At 70.3% G+C, this 17,619-nt stretch carries 18 protein-coding genes; 8 read left to right on the top strand and 10 right to left on the bottom strand.

What is annotated here, in order from left to right:
• The first annotated feature begins 21 nt into the window (after positions 1-21).
• From JN535_RS04810 to JN535_RS04795, 4 genes are all read left to right on the top strand, one after another.
• Positions 22-1,233 (top strand): dihydrodipicolinate synthase family protein, encoded by a 1,212-nt coding sequence (locus JN535_RS04810; protein WP_205203142.1) that lies wholly within the window; start codon positions 22-24, stop codon positions 1,231-1,233.
• On the top strand, positions 1,230-2,141 hold the full coding sequence (locus JN535_RS04805; protein WP_205202739.1) for a sugar phosphate isomerase/epimerase family protein: 912 nt from the start codon (positions 1,230-1,232) through the stop codon (positions 2,139-2,141). The genes JN535_RS04810 and JN535_RS04805 overlap by 4 nt, the downstream gene beginning before the upstream one ends.
• A gap of 191 nt (positions 2,142-2,332) precedes the next feature.
• Positions 2,333-4,630, top strand: a complete 2,298-nt coding sequence (locus JN535_RS04800) for a heavy metal translocating P-type ATPase (RefSeq protein ID WP_374100475.1) — start codon at positions 2,333-2,335, stop codon at positions 4,628-4,630.
• Between the two features lie 60 nt (positions 4,631-4,690).
• Positions 4,691-5,302: an alpha/beta hydrolase family protein gene (locus JN535_RS04795; protein WP_205202735.1), complete on the top strand. Its 612-nt coding sequence runs from the start codon at positions 4,691-4,693 to the stop codon at positions 5,300-5,302.
• 7 nt (positions 5,303-5,309) lie between these two features.
• Here the strand turns inward: JN535_RS04795 and JN535_RS04790 are convergent, their stop codons facing one another.
• Positions 5,310-5,852 carry an rRNA adenine N(6)-methyltransferase family protein gene (locus tag JN535_RS04790; protein ID WP_205202733.1) on the bottom strand — a complete coding sequence of 181 codons (543 nt, stop codon included), beginning with the start codon at positions 5,850-5,852 and terminating at the stop codon, positions 5,310-5,312.
• Positions 5,853-6,033: 181 nt separating this feature from the next.
• On the opposite strand from JN535_RS04790, the gene JN535_RS04785 reads away from it, so the two are divergent.
• From JN535_RS04785 to JN535_RS04775, 3 genes are all read left to right on the top strand, one after another.
• The gene (locus JN535_RS04785; RefSeq protein WP_205202731.1) at positions 6,034-6,783 is read left to right on the top strand and encodes a hypothetical protein; all 750 of its coding nucleotides are present in this window, start codon (positions 6,034-6,036) and stop codon (positions 6,781-6,783) included.
• Between the two features lie 567 nt (positions 6,784-7,350).
• On the top strand, positions 7,351-7,734 hold the full coding sequence (locus JN535_RS21690) for a helix-turn-helix domain-containing protein (protein WP_374100474.1): 384 nt from the start codon (positions 7,351-7,353) through the stop codon (positions 7,732-7,734).
• A gap of 253 nt (positions 7,735-7,987) precedes the next feature.
• Positions 7,988-8,200, top strand: coding sequence for a helix-turn-helix domain-containing protein (locus JN535_RS04775; protein WP_205202727.1), 213 nt, complete (start codon positions 7,988-7,990; stop codon positions 8,198-8,200).
• A gap of 245 nt (positions 8,201-8,445) precedes the next feature.
• Here JN535_RS04775 and JN535_RS04770 read toward each other — a convergent pair whose 3' ends face one another.
• From JN535_RS04770 to JN535_RS04750, 5 genes are all read right to left on the bottom strand, one after another.
• The gene (locus JN535_RS04770) at positions 8,446-8,733 is read right to left on the bottom strand and encodes a hypothetical protein (protein ID WP_205202725.1); all 288 of its coding nucleotides are present in this window, start codon (positions 8,731-8,733) and stop codon (positions 8,446-8,448) included.
• A 419-nt stretch (positions 8,734-9,152) separates the two neighbouring features.
• A complete protein-coding gene (locus JN535_RS04765; protein ID WP_205202723.1) occupies positions 9,153-9,782 on the bottom strand; it encodes a hypothetical protein in 630 nt (209 codons plus the stop codon).
• 154 nt (positions 9,783-9,936) lie between these two features.
• Positions 9,937-10,359 carry a hypothetical protein gene (locus JN535_RS04760; RefSeq protein WP_205202721.1) on the bottom strand — a complete coding sequence of 141 codons (423 nt, stop codon included), beginning with the start codon at positions 10,357-10,359 and terminating at the stop codon, positions 9,937-9,939.
• A gap of 20 nt (positions 10,360-10,379) precedes the next feature.
• On the bottom strand, positions 10,380-10,895 hold the full coding sequence (locus JN535_RS04755; protein ID WP_205202720.1) for a hypothetical protein: 516 nt from the start codon (positions 10,893-10,895) through the stop codon (positions 10,380-10,382).
• 47 nt (positions 10,896-10,942) lie between these two features.
• On the bottom strand, positions 10,943-11,416 hold the full coding sequence (locus JN535_RS04750) for an MmpS family transport accessory protein (protein WP_307868212.1): 474 nt from the start codon (positions 11,414-11,416) through the stop codon (positions 10,943-10,945).
• A gap of 192 nt (positions 11,417-11,608) precedes the next feature.
• On the opposite strand from JN535_RS04750, the gene JN535_RS04745 reads away from it, so the two are divergent.
• Positions 11,609-12,532, top strand: coding sequence for an excalibur calcium-binding domain-containing protein (locus JN535_RS04745; RefSeq protein WP_240200440.1), 924 nt, complete (start codon positions 11,609-11,611; stop codon positions 12,530-12,532).
• A 349-nt stretch (positions 12,533-12,881) separates the two neighbouring features.
• Here JN535_RS04745 and JN535_RS04740 read toward each other — a convergent pair whose 3' ends face one another.
• The 4 genes from JN535_RS04740 to JN535_RS04725 form a co-directional block, all read right to left on the bottom strand.
• Positions 12,882-15,728 carry a phage tail tape measure protein gene (locus JN535_RS04740; RefSeq protein WP_205202714.1) on the bottom strand — a complete coding sequence of 949 codons (2,847 nt, stop codon included), beginning with the start codon at positions 15,726-15,728 and terminating at the stop codon, positions 12,882-12,884.
• A gap of 432 nt (positions 15,729-16,160) precedes the next feature.
• Positions 16,161-16,766: a hypothetical protein gene (locus JN535_RS04735; protein ID WP_205202707.1), complete on the bottom strand. Its 606-nt coding sequence runs from the start codon at positions 16,764-16,766 to the stop codon at positions 16,161-16,163.
• A gap of 17 nt (positions 16,767-16,783) precedes the next feature.
• Positions 16,784-17,197, bottom strand: coding sequence for a helix-turn-helix domain-containing protein (locus tag JN535_RS04730; RefSeq protein ID WP_205202705.1), 414 nt, complete (start codon positions 17,195-17,197; stop codon positions 16,784-16,786).
• Positions 17,198-17,366: 169 nt separating this feature from the next.
• Positions 17,367-17,609 carry a hypothetical protein gene (locus tag JN535_RS04725; RefSeq protein ID WP_205202704.1) on the bottom strand — a complete coding sequence of 81 codons (243 nt, stop codon included), beginning with the start codon at positions 17,607-17,609 and terminating at the stop codon, positions 17,367-17,369.
• Between the last annotated feature and the right edge of the window lie 10 nt (positions 17,610-17,619).

The following is a 17,619-nucleotide window of genomic DNA, read 5'->3' as shown; positions in this document are numbered from 1 at the left end:
GGCAGCGGCGCGGTCGTGCGCCTGCCCCGCTTCGCCGACGACGGCCGCGTCGCCGGGACGGAGGTGCGCGAGCTGCTCGTCCCCGGCCCGTGGACGACGCCGGCCGCGCCGTTCCGCTCGCGCGTCGCCTTCGCGGCCGCGCACGTCGTGCCGCAGGTGGGCGCGGAGAACGTGCCCGGCGCGCCGGCCGCCGTCGACTGGGACACGACGCTCGCCTACCGCCACCGGCTCTGGGAGCACGGGCTCGGCGTCGCCGACGCGATGGACACCGCGCAGCGCGGCATGGGCCTCGACTGGGCCGCGACCCAGGAGCTCGTGCGGCGCTCGGCGACCGAGGCGCGGACCGTCGGCGGACGCGTCGCGTGCGGCGCAGGCACGGACCAGCTCGACCCCGCGGTCGTCGCGGGCTGGGAGCCGGGCGACCCCGCCGCGCTCGCCGCCGTCACCGACGCCTACCGCGAGCAGGTGAGCGTGGTCCAGGACGCGGGCGCCCAGGTGATCGTCATGGCGTCGCGCGCGCTCGCCCGCGTCGCCCGCTCGCCCGAGGAGTACGCGCGCGTCTACGACGCCGTGCTCGCCGAGGCCGAGGCGCCCGTGATCCTGCACTGGCTCGGCACGATGTTCGACCCCGCGCTCGCCGGGTACTGGGGCACGGGCGACGACGTCGCCGCGGCCACCGACGTGTTCGTCGACCTGGTCCGTGCCCACCAGGGCCGCGTCGACGGCGTCAAGGTGTCGCTGCTCGACGCCGCCCACGAGAAGGACCTGCGGGCCCGCCTCGCGGGGCTCGACGCCGCCGCAGGGGGCCCCGTGCGCCTCTACACGGGCGACGACTTCAACTATCCGGAGCTCGTGGTCGGCGACGGCCGCGCGCACTCGGACGCGTTGCTCGGCATCTTCGCGGCGATCTACCCGGCCGCGTCCACCGCGCTGGGGGCGCTCGACGCCGGCCACCCCGACCGCGCGCACGCGATCCTCGCGTCGACCGAGGCTCTGGGGCGCCACGTGTTCGCCGCGCCGACGTACTACTACAAGACGGGGATCGCGTTCCTGTCCTGGCTCAACGGCACGCAGCCCGCCTTCCAGATGGTCGGCGGCCTGCAGTCGGGGCGTTCGGTCGCGCACCTCGTCGCGCTCGTCCGCCTGGCCGACCGGGCCGGGCTCCTGCTCGACCCCGACCTCGCCGCGCGCCGCACGCGCGCGTTCCTCGAGGCGAACGGGGCAGCGTCGTGACCGACGGGGCGACGGCCGAGCCCGACCTCTCGCGCTGCTCGCTCAACACCGCGACGGTCAAGCGCGCGACGCTCGAGGAGTCGGTGACGCTCGCCGCCGAGGCGGGGTACGGCGCCGTCGGGCTGTGGCGCGACCGCGTCCAGGAGATCGGCGCCGAGCGGGCCGCCAAGGTCGTCGCGGATGCCGGGCTGCGCGTGTCGTCGCTGTGCCGGGGCGGGTTCCTCACCGCGACAGGCGCGGACGACGTCGCCGCGGCGCTCGACGACAACCGGCGCGCCATCGAGGAGGCGGCGACCGTCGGCACGCGCGAGCTCGTGCTCGTCGTCGGCGGGCTCCCCGCGAACGCCTCGCCCGGGCAGGGTCCGCGGCCCGACGCCGGCCAGGCCGACCGCGACGTCGTCGCTGCGCGCCGGCGTGTGGCCGACCGGCTCGCGGAACTCGCCCCGTTCGCCGCGGAGCACGGCGTGCGGCTCGTGCTCGAGGCGCTGCACCCGATCTTCGCGGCGGACCGCGCGGTGCTCTCGACCCTCGGCCAGGCGCTCGACCTCGCCGCGCCGTTCGACCCGGCGGTCGTCGGCGTGGTCGTGGACACCTACCACGTGTGGTGGGACCCCGACCTGCGGTCGAGCGTCGCGCGCGCCGGCGCCGAGGGACGGATCGCGGGCTACCAGGTGTGCGACTGGATCCTGCCGCTCGCCGCCGACCCCCTGCTCTCGCGCGGCTACGTGGGTGACGGGTACGTCGACTTCGCGACCATCACCCGGTGGGTCGCCGAGGCCGGGTACGCCGGCGACGTCGAGACCGAGATCTTCCACCAGGAGATCTGGGACGACGACCCGCGCCGCGTCGTCGCGACCGTGGCCGACCGCTACGCCCGCCACGTCCTCCCGCACCTGACCGGCGCCTGAACCGGGCGGACCGGGGCCACGCCCCCGGTCCGCCGGACACAGCCCGTGCGCGGCTCGGCACCCTCCCGCCGATCCGCGCACGGGCTGTCGTGCGTCCGGGGCCGGCCCCTCCGGAGGGGTTGACGAGACGGGTACGCGGGGGCATGATCGAGACGGATGGATACCCCGTAGGGGTATCGGGAGGAGGAAGGGTGGACCACCGCAGGGAGCACGGCGACGGCACGGACGACACGCGCCACGCGTCGCACCCGCACGACGCCGCTCAGCACGAGGGCCACGAGCACGACGCGGCCCGGTCGGTCGCGACGGAGGACCACGCGCACGACGACCACGCCGGCCACGGCATGTCGGACCACGCGGACCACGACGCGTCCGGCCACGCCAGTCACATCGTGTCCGGCCGTGCGGGACACGACGTGTCCGGCCACGCCGGTCACGACATGTCCGGCCACGCGGGCCACGGCGGGCACGACGACCACGTCGCGCGGTTCCGCCGCCTGTTCTGGGTCATGCTCGTCCTCGCGGTGCCGACCGTCGTGCTGAGCCCGATGTTCGCGATGCTCCTCGGCTACGACCTGCCCGACGCCGCGTGGCTGCCCTGGGTCTCCCCCGTGCTCGGCACGGTCGTCTACTTCTGGGGCGGACGCCCGTTCCTCACGGGCGCGGTGAGCGAGCTCCGCGGGCGCAAGCCCGGGATGATGACGCTCATCTCGCTCGCGATCACGGTCGCGTTCGTGTCCTCGCTCGGGGCGAGCCTGGGGCTGCTCGCGCACGAGCTCGACGTGTGGTGGGAGCTCGCGCTCCTCGTCGTCATCATGCTGCTCGGCCACTGGCTCGAGATTCGCTCGCTCGCCCAGACGGCGTCGGCGCTCGACTCGCTCGCCGCGCTCCTCCCGGACGAGGCGGAGCGGGTGGCGGACGACGGGTCGGTCACGACCGTCGCGCCGACCGACCTGCGCGTGGGCGACCTCGTCGTCGTCCGGCCGGGCGGGCGCGTGCCCGCGGACGGCGAGGTCGCGTCGGGGTCCGCGGACGTCGACGAGTCGATGATCACCGGCGAGTCGCGGCCCGTGCGCCGCACCGTCGGGGACGCCGTCGTCGCCGGGACCGTCGCGACGGACGACGCGCTGCGCGTGCGGATCACGGCCGTCGGCGAGGACACCGCGCTCGCGGGCATCCAGCGGCTCGTCGCCGACGCCCAGGCGTCCTCGACCAAGACGCAGCGCCTCGCCGACCGCGCCGCCGGCTGGCTGTTCTGGTACGCGCTCGGCGCGGCAGCCCTGACGATCGCCCTGTGGCTCCTCTTCGGCACGCCCGAGCAGGCGCTGATCCGCGCGATCACCGTGCTCGTCATCGCGTGCCCCCACGCGCTGGGGCTCGCGATCCCGCTCGTCGTCTCGCTGTCGACCGAGCGCGCCGCGAAGGCCGGCGTCCTGGTCAAGGACCGCCTCGCGCTCGAGCGCATGCGCACGGTGGACACGGTCCTGTTCGACAAGACGGGGACGCTCACCGCGGGCGAGCCGGTCGTGGCCCACCTCGCGACCGCGGGCGGCACGACCGAGGACGAGCTCCTCGCGCTCGCCGCTGCGGCCGAGGCCGACAGCCAGCACCCGCTCGCGCGCGCGATCGTGCGAGCGGCGGAGGAGCGCAGCGGGCACGGCCTCGACGTCCCGCAGGCGACCGACTTCCGGTCGCTCACCGCGGTCGGGGTCGAGGCGACGGTGCCCACGCCGCACGGCGCGCGGCGCGTCGCGGTCGGCGGGCCCGCGCTCCTGCGCGAGCGCAACCTCGACCCCCTGCCCGACGCCGACGCCTGGGCCCACGACGGCGCGACCGTCCTGCACGTGGTGGTCGCGCCCGTGGCGGGGCACGAGCCCGCGACCGGCGAGGTCGTGGGCGCGTTCGCCCTCGCGGACGCGATCCGCCCCGAGTCGCGCGAGGCCGTCGACGCGCTGCACCGGCGCGGCATCGAGGTCGTCATGATCACGGGCGACGCCGAGCCAGTGGCTCGGGCGGTCGGCCGCGAGCTGGGCATCGACCAGGTGTTCGCGGGCGTGCGCCCCGAGGACAAGGACGCGAAGGTCGCGGAGCTCCAGCACGACGGCCGCGTCGTCGCGATGGTCGGCGACGGCGTCAACGACGCCCCGGCGCTCGCGCAGGCGGACGTCGGCATCGCGATCGGCGCCGGGACGGACGTCGCCATCGCGTCGGCCGGCGTCATCCTCGCGGGCTCCGACCCGCGCGCCGTGCTGTCGATCATCGAGCTGTCGCACGCCTCGTACCGCAAGATGCAGCAGAACCTGTGGTGGGCCGCGGGCTACAACATCGCGGCGGTGCCGCTCGCGGCGGGCGTGCTCGCCCCGGTCGGGTTCGTCATGCCGATGGCGGTGGGCGCGATCCTCATGTCCGCCTCGACGGTCATCGTGGCGCTCAACGCGCAGCTCCTGCGCCGCATCGACCTCGACCCGGCGCGGCTCGCCTCCCGGTGACCCGGGCCTCGACGCCGCTTCCGACCGCGACCACGGCTTGCGCGCTGCGAGACTGGGGCGGTGACCACGCCGAACCTCGACGACCGGCCCGTCGCCGGCGTCCTGCTCACGCCGGGAGCCGGCGCGAGCCGCGACCACCGCGCGCTCGTCGCGATCGACGACGCGCTCGCCGCGCTCGACCCGCCCGTGCCCGTGCGCCGCGTCGACTTCCCGTACCGGACCGCGGGCAGGCGGATGCCGGACCGGCCGCCGATCGCGATCGCCCACGTGCGCGCCGAGGCCGAGGCGTTCGCCGCCGAGCTCGGCACCACGACGGACCGCCTCGTGCTCGGCGGCCGCTCGTACGGCGGCCGCATGTGCTCGATGGCCGTGGCCGAGGGGCTGCCCACGGCCGGGCTCGCGCTCGTCAGCTACCCCCTGCACCCACCGGGCAAGCCCGAGCGCCTGCGCACCGACCACTTCCCCGACCTCCGCGTGCCCGTGCTCCTCGTGTCGGGGCTCACCGACCCGTTCGCGACGCCCGACGAGCTCGCCGAGCACACTGCCGCGATCCCCGGCCCGGTCACGCGCGTCGAGCTGCCGGGCGCGCACGACCTCAAGGGCCAGGACGCGGCGGTGTGCGAGGCGCTCGTCGCGTGGCTCGCGACGCTCGGTACCCGACCGAGCGCGTAGAGGTGCCTCAGCGCCGCCCGCGCCGGACGCGGAGCACCGCCGCGTCGACGCGCGGCGGCGGCCGGAACGCCGAGCGCGGCACGGTTCGGCCGACCTCGACCGCCCAGCCCCGTGCGGCCCGCCCCGCCGTGCCCTCGCCCGCGGCGATGCGCCGCGCGGCCTGCCGCTGCACGACGACGTCCGCCGCCACGAGCGCGGAGCCCCGCGCGAGCACGCGGGCGAGCAGGGGCGACGTCAACCCGAACGGCGGGTTCGCGACGACGCGGAACGGACGCCGCGGCAGGCGCAGGTCGGCGAGGTCGATCTCCAGGACCGTCACGTCCGCACCGGCGAAGCGCTCACGCAGGGCGCGGGCGCGCCGCGGGTGCAGCTCGACGGCGAGGACGCGCGCGCCCGCAGCCACGAGGGGCCGCGTGAGCGCCCCGTCCCCGGCCCCGAGATCGAGGACGAGCTGACCGGGACGCACGCCGGCGTCGTCGACCACGCGCGCGGCGTGCTCAGCGGTGAGCGGGTGCCATCCCCACTCGCGTCGCGAGGCCGGCCCGGCCACGACGCACCATCGTCATCACGAACATGACGGCCACGCTAGGGCGGCGCGAGCGTCGCCGTCGAACGATTTGTCCGGGCTCGTGGCAGGCCTTCCGGCGACCTTCCGACGGCTTTCCGGCGGCGAGCCGGGACTGCGTACGATGTGCCGCGGAGCACACACCCGAGCCGACCCGGAGGTGATGATGCGCGCCGCTGGCCGACTGCTCGCGCTCGCGACGCTGGGGGTCGTCACTGCGGCGCTCGCCGCGTCCCCGGCGGAGGCGGACGACCGAGACGGCGGCGGCGGCCTCACCGTCACCGTCGATACCGTGTCCTTCGACGCGAGCCGGCTGCGTGACGCCTCGGGGTGGCTCGGCTACATCGTCACGGCGCTCGACGGGTCGCACGCGCGCAACCTCGGCGACCGGTACTCGCGGGAGGACGCGGCCGACGGCGTGCTGGAGCTCGACGTCCCGGCGCGCGGACCGTACGGCGAGGGGTACTGCATCAGCTGGGTCCTGGTGACGGGCATCGACCGGCAGTTCGCGGGGTGGAACGGCGACGCCGCCGTCTGCACCACGGCCGCCACGCCCACGCCCACGACGCCGCCTGCCGCCCCCACGACGGAGGCGCCCGTCGAGGCGCCGGTGGTCGAGGCGCCGGCACCGGTCGTCGAGGCACCCGCCGAGACGGCGGAGGCGCCCGAGCCCGAGGTCACCGAGGAGCCGACGCAGGAGCCGACGACCGAGGCCCCCGTCGAGCCCACCCCCACCGAGACGCCCACGGCGCCCCGGCCGGAGCCGTCGCGCACGCCCCTGACGTCCGTCGCCGAGCGCATGGCGCCTCCCCCGCCCGCGGACGAGGAGTTCCCGACGCTGGCCGTCGTCGGCGTCGGCGGGCTCGTCGCCGCTGCCGCCGGTGGCGCGATCCTGCTCCTGCGCCGCGTCGGCTGAGCGCTCAGCGCGTGCGCGGCGCGGCGCCCCGGGCCGCGCGGCGCTGCCACCGCACCAGCTCGTCGACGTCCCCCGCCGTGTAGTCCGGGTCCGACGGGTCGTGCGCCGCGACCACCGGCCGCGGAACGTGTGCGGAACGCGCCGTCAGAGGAAGGGTCGGGCGACGTGTCGGCGTGTCGGTCTCGCGGAGAGTCACCGGGCTCTCGACCATCGTGGGCCTCGTCTCGTCGGGTGGCATCGGCACGAGCCAAGACCGTGAACGCGTCCGGCCGGTGACGACAGCCCGTCCAGAAGGCGAACAGTCGGCGGATGCCCGGCGGTGCGCCCCGTCGGTCCGGCATCAGGTGGTCGGCTACTGACGACACGTCGAGGTGGGTGTGGTCGGTGCGGCGGCGTCGAGGCCCTGACGTCGCACCGAGCGAGGGCGGACGGCACACCACCCTCGGGGAACGACGAAGCCCTGACCAGCGTTTCCGCTGGTCAGGGCCTCGATGTCGGAGCCGCCTAAGGGAATCGAACCCTTGACCTATTCATTACGAGCCGACGCTTCCCGTCGATAGCCGGTGGATGCCCGATAGCGCCTCTCACCTGCGCAGACACAGGTCCGAGCGGACATCCGCGCTCCCGTCGGTTCCCGTTCGATCCCATCGATTCCGCCGGGTAAACGGTGGGTGGGAGCATGCCCACATGGAGCCACTTCTACTCACGGTCGCCCGGGCCGCTGAGATCCTCGGCATCTCCGAGTACTCGGTGCGCAGGGCGATCGCGGCGGGCGAGATGCCATACCGCCGCATCGGCCGAGCGATCCGGGTCACCCGAATCGACCTCGACGAGTACCTCGAGAGCGTGCGCGTGAAGGCGCAGCGCGAGAATCGCTCGGGCCTCACGCCGCCGTCCCGAGCGCGCCGGCAATCCAGGTCGACACCCGGCGCTTCGCCGAGAACTCAGTGATGGTCAGCTGGCCGCCGTCTCGTGCTCGCTCGCGAACTGCCAGAACCCTGGCCGTTCCCCTGACGCGATGTTTCAAATGAAACATCGCCCGACGTCGCCGGATCGACGGCGTTCGTCTCGTGGACCCCGTCGGCAGATGTGCTTCGCGCTGGAGGCGCGTACCCGATTGAACGAGATGCTGCTGCCAAACGCATCTTGTTCGCGGTCATGACAGCCTTGCGGCGACGCCCCGCCTTGCGGGAGGCTTCGCTTCGTGTCGATGCTGCTGCCTGAGGACCGCGTCGCAGTGGGGATCAACGAGGCCGCGCGCCTCATCGGCGTGTCGCCGCCGACGATACGCCGTGCAATCAGGACGACGGACCCGACGTCGTACCCTCCGCCGCTCAGGGCCAAGTGGATGGGACGAAAGTACTCGATCCGGGTTGCCGACCTTATCGAGTGGTGGGAGTCGCTCGAGGACGTCTAGTACGGGATCCCGTACTAGACGCTAACCGAGATTCCTCGGTTACGGCGTCCACGGCACGAAAGTACGCCGCCTTCGAACGCGCGCCCGGCATCGGTTGGGTCTAGTGCGTGATGACGATGAAGACCCTCGGCTGATCGACGAGTCGCCCGTGGCACCCTCACATCGACCATCACCGCCCCGGCGCGGACCACCAAGACGTCGCCCGCCCACGGCAACGGGGACTCGAAACCCTCGAGAGGGCCAGGCTATTCTTTGCGGCCAACCGACGGCTCGGGCAGCCGACCAGCTAGTTCAGTGAGTCCAAGTGGCGCTGTGAGCCCGAGTTGGAACGCGACGAGTGTATTTAGCTCCAACAACTGCCCCTGCATCAAGGCAAGAAGGCCGCCAAGCACAATCCACACGACGCCGAAGATCCAATAGCGGTATGTGCCCCAGTGCTTGGGAATCTTGCCCATGCGGTGCTTGTTTGCAAGCAGGACCTCACCGACGAAGCCGCCCCCGGCGCCCCAAAAGAAAACCTCGAGATCCGTCACGTCACACCAGAGGGTAGCGGCCCACCCGAGCCTTTAGAATTCGAAGACGCTCCCCGAAGGTCAGCCCGCGGGCAGAGAGCCGAAAGCAGTCTTGCTCGTCCTCTTGCGCACCAACCGGTCGACGTACGTCATCCCCCAGCCTCTCAAGAGCTGCGGCTACATAAAATTCAGGGAGATCAAGTTCGAGTGCCAGTGTTGAAAGGCGGGTCCAGTCCGCTTTCGACACAGCCAAGCGCTCCCGGATCTGCAGCGCAGTATCGCTCAATCGCCGACGGCGAGCATCGTCCCTGACACCCGTCTCCCCGCCAGCCCGTCGACGCGGCCCAGGGGCTTCCCATGCAGATTCGTCGAGCGAAGGCACATCCGGAACTAGCCAATGCGCCGGCCGCGCCGCTGTCCGTCGATCCCAAGTGGCTAACTCAGTCATCCTCTGTGGACTCCTCTTCGAGCGTAAGCACCTTTAGATTGCGATCGCTCATCACACGCTTGATTTCCTCGGCCTCGCGAAGCGCCCGCGCCGCGCGATTCTGGAATTTCTTCAAGTCGCGGAGATCGACTTCGAACACGATGTCCTTACTGCTCCCCGATTCGTAGTACGTGAGAATCGCCTTTTGGGACAGCATTACGCCCTCAATGGCCGACCCGTCGCCGAACACCGGTCTCACATCATTTACAACCTGGAAGTCCTGCAGGCCGCGCTCCCAGGCGGATGCAAGTTCGTATAGCCTGGCACTCTCAGTTAAGCGAGGGCTAGAAAGGACCGGACGCAGGTCACCTTTGGCCCGAGGATCTCCCAGAGCGTCGAACAATTCGATTGCTAGGCGCTCCACCGACATGTCGTTAAGTAGTCGCACGGAGGTCAACGCCAGAAGCGACTCGATCGCGTCAGAGGGCTCCCCGACAATCTCGCCCACTGCCTCTGTCAGGGCCTCACGATTCGGCGCGCTTGCGTCGAATCGGACGCGCAGGTTTGCGATAGCCTCCGGGTCAAGGGAGGCCAGTTCCAATAGGGTGTCGCGGTGACGTTCTGGTACTCGAATTACAGCCACTAGCATCCTCTCCGTGACCAACCTGCGCCGATACTCGCGTCCTCCGAGAGGCGCGTGCAAGCCACGCTGAGGAAGTTCACCCTCGGCCCCTCGATGCGAGACACCCGTTGCGGGCAGATGCTACACCGGGGCTGGCCTCCGCTCAGGGCATATCTCATTCCCCTGCTCCGCGCCGGCACGCGCGGCAGCGCCTCCTCCCGTCCGAGGGGTACACGATCGTGTTGTCCTCGTTGTAGGGGTGGCCATACGGGCAGTGCGTCTTCGCGCGCTGGTGGTCCGCGCCGTCGAGCTTCTCGGTCGACCCGTGCCGGTCCCACCGGTTGTAGTGCATCCGGCACAGCCCTCGCGCGACCGCGGCCCGATCGCATTCGTCGGCGGTGCACACGGCGGGGCGTCCAGCGCGCACGGCGGCCGTAGAAGCGAAGTGGGCGCGGACTCGAGCGGCGAGGTCATCGTCGATCAGCCACGGGCCGGTCTCGCCGGCGCGGTCAACATGCTCACGCAACCACCGGCGCACGATCGACGCGGAGACGCCGAGTTCGGCCGCGAGGCTGTTCGGAGTGATCCGCTGGCGCACGCGGCGATCCTAACGACCGGTCAGTCGTCGACGTCGTCCAACGTGAGTTCGGGGATGCCCTCGAACGCCGTGGCGTCAGTCTCTTCGAGCTCCCCCGTCGAGCGCCGAACCCAGCACGCGCCGTTGTCATCGACGAACACGAGCCTGTACGGCCATGTCCTGGTGGCATGCCAGAAGAGACTTGCTTCGTGCGTGCCAGCGCCTACAACACCCCACCGCGCGACGATGCGATCGCCCTTTGGACTGGTCGATACGAGCGCAGCCCTCTGGACCGGCAGATCCGAGCCGTTGGAGAGGACGGCGAAGTAGTTGATGCCGTGCCAGGCATCTGCCTTTCGCCAGGTGAAGGACACGCTGATGCGCCGCGCCTGCTGTTGTCTGGCTCGTTCGACCTCGTTTGCCCGCAGCACCTTGGCCTCGGCCTGCGCGGCGATCCGTTCCCGTCGCTCGACCAGGTAGAGCATGAGCGGAACGCCCGCACCGATGATGGCTCCTACGCCACCGACCCACTCGCCGACAGTTCCCCACTGGATCACGGTCGAAGTCTGCCGGGACGCACCAACAGTCACCGGATGTGGGGGGCCTACGCACTGCCCTTGCACGTCGCGATGGCGTACTGCCCGGTAGCGGTGTTCTCGGATATGACCTGTCCGTCGACCGTGATGCGGCAGGTGATCGTGCGCCCGTCCTTGCTCTGTGCCGAGATGTAGACGAACGACCCCGGGTCGAACGCGTGAGTGACGAGCCCTCCAGACTTGAGCCGCAGTGGGAGGTCGGGCGACGCCTGCGTGGTGCCGGTCGGTGTCTCGGCGGTCATGTCGAAGTAGCGGCCGTCACCTTCGACCTCGTACACGACCTCACGCGGGCTCAAGGCAGCGACGAGAGCTGCGACTCGTTCTTCACGTTCGCGATCGGCGGCGGCGTTGCGCGCGGGCGCTGTCGCGAGGGTGGCGACGATGATGACGAGCACCACCACAGCCAGGCCGATGGCGACCTTCTGCGGGACGGTCAGACGCTTCCACCACGGTGTGCGCGGTTCGACAGGTTCCTCGATCACGGTCCCTCCCTGGACGAATCGCATAACTGCGTGCCTAGAAGACGAGGGTCCCGCGATCTGTGTCCAGGACCCTCGTCAGGGCCGGGTGAAGTCTGGTTACGGGTTGGTCTCAGGTACTGGCGTACCTGGGCACGGGCGGGGATGCTGCGGGCGGCGGGGGGAGCGGTTCCACCCGCGCGAAAGGTCATGCACATGAAGAAGTGGCAGCAGGCATCCGCGGCGGTTGCCGCGGCGGCGCTGGGATTGACGGTCGCGGTCGGTGCCGCGGCTCCGGCGAGCGCACAGTGGATCCCGGACGGGAACTACCTGACGAAGTACTCCGGGGAGATCTGGAAGGTCGACTCCACGGTCGGGGGCATCTACCCCATGACCTACAACGAGTGGGCCGCAGAGGGCTTCCCGACGCCGAAGGCGGCCCCGACGGACTTTGTGAAGTACTCCTGGGCGCCCACGATCCACGCGGTGACGTTCTTCGACCCGGCCGACCCGAACCTGTGGCTGTGGGACGAGCTCGGGTACGCCGACTGGCAGCGCGCCGGCAAGCCCGCGCCGCGCAACGCCGGCTGGATCGAGGGCTCCTACGTGTACAAGTGGGGCACCTCGGCCGAGATCCTCATCGAGGAGCCCAACGGCGGGGTGAACCACAAGCTCACGTACAACGAGTGGCAGAACACCGGGTTCAAGCCCTACGTCGACCGGTGGAACGAGGGCTTCATCAAGTACTCGTGGGACTCCACGATCGTGCGCATGACGAACCTGTCCGCCGGTCAGGGCTACCGCCTGGGGTACAACGAGTGGCAGGCCGAGGGCTTCCCCACCCCGAAGGTCGTCAACCGGGTCACCGGTGACCAGGTGTACCGCAACTACGGGTCCTCGACGATCTACTACGCCGGGCCCGGGCTCAACCGGGCGATCAACTACGCCGAGTGGTCCGCTATGGGTCGCCCGAACCCGACCGTGAAGAACGTCCCGGCACGCCCCAAGGACAAGGACTGCAAGGACTACCCGAGCCAGGCCGCAGCGCAGGCCGAGTTCAACTACTACTACCCCGCCTACGGTGACGTCTTCGGCCTGGACGGCGACGGCGACGGCATCGCCTGCGAGAGCTACTTCTAGGCCAAGCTGACGCGACCTCATGCGCCGGCCCTTCGGCAGGGGGTTGGGGCATGAGGTCGCGTCATGCGGGGGGCGACGAGTGGTCGGAACCAGGTGAACGGGTCGATGCCAGGTCCCCATCCGGTGCCTTCGGGTTCGCGGTCCAGTTCCTTGATCGCCCCCTCGCCGCCCATGCCTGAGCGTCAGGTGTTGACCGCGCGTTGAGGCTCAGCGCGAGGCGAAGGTCCCCGGGCAAGTACTGCGTCGATGGCGCCTCGTGGGAGCGCTGTTTGCCATCGTGAGACGCACATGTCGACGTCGATTCGGAAGCGCGTTGCCTCCCGGATCGCCGCGTCGAGGTGTACGCGCGTCACACCCGCCGCCTCCCCTTGAGATCACGAGCAGACGCCGAGAACGCCGCCGACGACGACCGCGCAGCACCCTGCGCAAACGCAGCCGCCAGCACGGCGACCTGCGCGTCCGTGAAGTAAGCCGAAGCCGAGACGTCCATGCGCTGCGACGACAGGGCCGACGGCGCAGGAGACGCTGCCTGCTGGTACATGTACGGCGTCGGTGCGACCGGGCCGCCCTGAGCGAACCCACGCAGCCCAGACTTCGCGGCCTGCCGCAGCGCGAACACCCCAGCGTGACCGCCGAGGTTGTCCACGTCCTCCACCGTGAGCATGTGCTCACCAGGCATCGCCAGAACCGGCACCGAGTCCTTGCCGGGCGTCCCAAGTCCCAGCGGAATCGGGCCACCCTCAGCGCGCGGGATCATGTAAGGCGACGACGCAGGGTTGAAGTTCGGGTCAGCCGCAACCCTGGCCTGGATCGTCAGCGTCTTCTGGGACGCGATAGCAATGAACGTGTCCACGCCCTGGTAGGCCGGATCCATGTTCACACCAACCGGGATCGGGTTCGGGCGAGTCTTGTTGATCTCGGCCGCGAACTGCGCACCCGACGAGGCGCCCTTCCGCTGATACAGCGACACGACCTCGGCCAACTCCGCGTCGGACATGTCGTTGAGCAGCTGCACCGCCGCGGCACCTTCGGGCCCAAGTTGCAGCAGCTCGTCGATCATCGCGTTGGCCGCGGTCTGCATGTCGCCCGTCATCGTCGAGTTCACTCGCGACGACAGGTTCGTCATGTTCGACGCCCAAGCCTCCTGCGCTGCCACCTGGTTCTGGAGCTGAGTGATGTACTCCTCCGCCGAAACCGACTGCCCGTCGTAGAAGTCCTCCCACGAGTCCTCGGACGACGACGTGGCCTCGGCCGTGGACTTCGCGAAAGCCCGATTCGCGTCGATCGCGCCCTGGTACGCACCACCGAGGTCGATGAAGCTCTGGTGGACCGCGGCGGTGTCCTCGATCCACTGCCGCAGCGCCTCGGCGTCCGCTTGGACGGCGGCTGTGTGCTCCGCGGCTGCCTCAGCGGCCCCTTGAGCGGCGATCCCCGCTTCCTTGTCGGCTTCCGCCTTCTGGAGTTGTTCCTTCTGCCCCAGCGACAGGGATGCTGCCTGGTCGTCTAGGACCTTCGTGAGGCGGTTCACGTCCGCGATGCGGTCGTCGACCTCGAGAAAGGACCCAGAGTCGAGGTACTTCGTCGAGGCGTCGTTCACCCGGTCGATCGCGTCGGCCTGTCCAACGATGTAGTCCGTTAGGTCCTTGACCGTCAGACCCATACGCTTCGCAAGATCAATCGCGGTCACCGGGTCGCGGCCGAGAAGCTTGTCGAGCCAGTTGCGCTGGTCCTGGGAGAGCGTGTCGTTGAGAGACGCGGTCGTCGCCTCGGTCGTCTCGCCGAACTCGTCTAGCGTCGTCTTGAGCGCCTCGGTCCGTGCGCGAGCCTCTGCCGCGTTCTGCGCCCACAGGGCCAGTGCGACTCCTGCCACGCCCAGAGCGGTGCCCATCACCCCGACAGTGATGCCGGCCGTCTTCGCCGAGATGTTGAGGCCCTGCAACGCCAGCCGAGCCTCGTTCACCCCGACCGCGAGCTTGCCCAGCCCGGCAACCCCCAGGGCGACCAGGCCCCCTCCACCGACGATCGACAGCAGAGCGCCCTGCGCCGCCGGCGACATCCCCCCGAGCGCGTCGACAACGGAGTCGAGCCCTTGAACAAGGCCTCGCAGAGGACCGTCCGCGCCCTCCCCGAGGCGGATGAGGAGAGTCTCGAAAGACCCGGACAAGCCTTCGAGGTCGCCCTTGAGGTTGTCCATCCGGATCGCGGCCTGCTCGGCCGCGTACCCCTGGTCATCGACCGCCGCGATCCACTCACGGACCCCGCTTTCGCCCTCCTGGAAGAGAACACTCGCGGCGCGCACCGCGTCGGCTCCGAAGATCGTCTTCATAGCGGCGTTCTGCTGCTCGACCGACAGTTCAGACAGCGAGCCCTTGAGAACGCCAGCGAACTCGGCAAGGCCGATGAAGTTCCCCTGCGAGTCGTACGCAGAGATGCCGAGCTCCTCCATGAGCTTGGCCGCTTCCCTGGAGGACGGGGTCAGCGACTGCAACATCGTCTTGAACGACGTCCCCGCGTCCGATCCCGTGAGGCCAGCCGCAGCAAATGCGGTCAGACCTCCGACCGTCTCCTCGATAGAAAGGCCGGTCTGGGACGCAACCAGGCCCGCCTGGTTGAGAGCCATGCCAAGGTCCTCGACGCCACCCTGCGCCTTCCCGGCGCCAGCCGCGAGAAGATCCGCGATGTGCGTCACGTCCTCGCCCGACAGACCGAACTGCGTCATGGCCGACGCGGCGATCTCCGCAGCGGACGCAACATCGATCGCGCCCGAAGCGGCCAGGTTCAGGGCGCCCGTCAGACCGCCGCCGAGGATGTCAGAAGTCGACACGCCAGCCTTCGCGAGCTCCTCGATAGCGCCAGCGGCCTCTGTCGCGCTGTACTGGGTGTCTGCGCCGGCCTGGATCGCGGCCTCACGAAGAAGCGCCATGCTGTCCGTAGACTCCATAGTCGCTGCCTGCACCGACGACATCGCGGCGTCAAACTCGGCGAACTTCGCCACGGCCAGAGTGGCGAAGCCCGCCATGCCGAGACCGACGATCCCCAGCCCGTTGGACAAGGTGTTGATGTGCTGCTCGTTCTTGCTCACGAAGTCGCCCGTGGACTTCACCGCGCCCTGCACGCTGTCAGACGCGTCCTTCATCGACCTCTTGAAGTCCGCGACTTCCGCACGGAGACGCACCACGATCGAGCGATCAGCCATTGCTAATTCCTCTCTTCTCCGGGTTCACCAGGAATGCCCTCTCGAGCGCGGATCACCTCATGTCGATCCGGGCTGTTTGACCAGCACGTTGGTCCACCCGGACCGGCCACTGCGGGCTGATGATCGTTCTATCCGCCATGAGCGGCCTCCTTGTCCACGTTCACGTTCCGTACTGCGCGCGCCCGGGACGCACGCCACTCAGCGATCCGGCATCGCTCCGAGCACCACGTGCGGGGCCGGCCGACGAGCGACCCGACGAACCGGATCCCACACCGCCGACACACCCCTCTCCGGACCTTCGACGTCTGCCAGCTCCGCATGATTCGGCCCTTCGTGTAACGGAAACCGAGAGTTTTGAACCCTCCGCACCACCGAGAGAGCTCCCCGGCGGTACTACGGGGTGTCGGTTGGGGGTCGCCCGGTGGGGTGCGATCACGCCGCGTCCTCGGCCGCGTTCGCGAGGTGCTGAATATGGAACAGGCCCATGCCTGCGAGCTCGCGCGGTCGCAGCGAGGCGACGGACGACTCGAGGTACATCTCCTGCGCGAGGCCGGACGGCTGGCCGTGCTCGTTGGCCCAAAGCAGGTTGAACGGGTCGTTGAGCTCGGGGTACTCGGCGAGGAACGCGTTGGCCACCTCGACCCACTCGTTCCGCAGGGCGACGGCTGCGATTGCCCGGGCGAGGACCTGGTCGCCGGTGGCGTTGGCCCGGCCGAGGAGGTGGAGTGCCTGGTCCGCGGTCTTGATGTTGGCGGCTCGGTCGGCCGCGTCGCGCTGGCTGATGACGAGCGAGGCGCTGTCACCCTTGAGGCCGACCGTGCCGAGCACCCGGTGCTGGGCGTCCCGTAGGGTCTCCCGCTCCGTGGCATCCGCCCGGGCCTGGGCCTGCTCCACGAGGGAGTGGATGTTGAGGTAGACCTTGGCGAGCTGGGCGGTCTTCCACTCGTCGGTGCGGGTGCGGTCGTTGCGGATGCTCTCGATCTTGTCGGCGTATCGCCGGCGGATGCTCTCGATCTTGTCGCTGAGGATCCTGGCCATTGGGAGTGCCTCTCGTATCAGGCCGCCCGTCGTGCGGCTCGGTATTGCTCGACGTCTGTGCGGGCGATGCGCCAGCTGCGGCCGTGCCACTCGGCGGGGAGCCGGTCTTCCTCGATCGCGAGGCGGACGGCTCGATCGGTGATCCCGAGGAGATCTGCGGCCGTGCTGGTGCTGACCCACTTCGAGGGTGCCGGGACTTCCGGTTGCTTCCGCTGGTCGCTTCCGCTGGCCTGGGTCTGCCACTGCAGCCCACCGCGGTGCAGTGCGGCGAGCACGGCGTAAACCTCAGGATCGGTGCCGCGCGCGCTGATCCTGACGGCCGAGAGGTTGGTTCTCGTCGCGAGCCAGGCAGCGATCCGTACGGGCACGATCACGATCGCTTCGGGGCCGTCGCCGTGGAGGTAGGCGCTGGGCGGCTTGGGTTCGCTCATCGACCACTTCCTCGAGCCCGTACGAGGCGCACGGCCCCGCACTCGGAGCACCGGCAGATGTGCCATCCGCGCAGTGGGGACGGCTCGCTGGTCCAGCCCGGGATGCGGCAGCCGTAGCGGTGTCGGGTGCCGTGCTGGTCGATGGTCTCGGGGCGGCTCGTCATCGCGCTCATCGGTCGCTTCCGACGACGTCGGGCCAGACGATGCCGACCAGATCGAGCGCACCCTCGTCGTGTGCCTGGACGGCCTGGGCGTACGCCATGGCCCCTTGAAGCTCGTCCATGGCGCCGGCGGCGATCTCGTACTGGTGGATGCGGTCGTCCGGTGGGATCCGGTCGAGCGCCTTCATGAGTGTCGTTGCGGAGCGAAGGAGGCTGTAGGCGCGAACCTCGTGGTCGGTCCAGGTCGTCATGGCGTGGTCT

This window comes from Cellulosimicrobium cellulans (genome assembly GCF_016921195.1).
Taxonomy (GTDB): Bacteria; Actinomycetota; Actinomycetes; order Actinomycetales; family Cellulomonadaceae; genus Cellulosimicrobium; species Cellulosimicrobium cellulans_F.
This window is presented reverse-complemented; position numbering and strand designations above follow the sequence as displayed.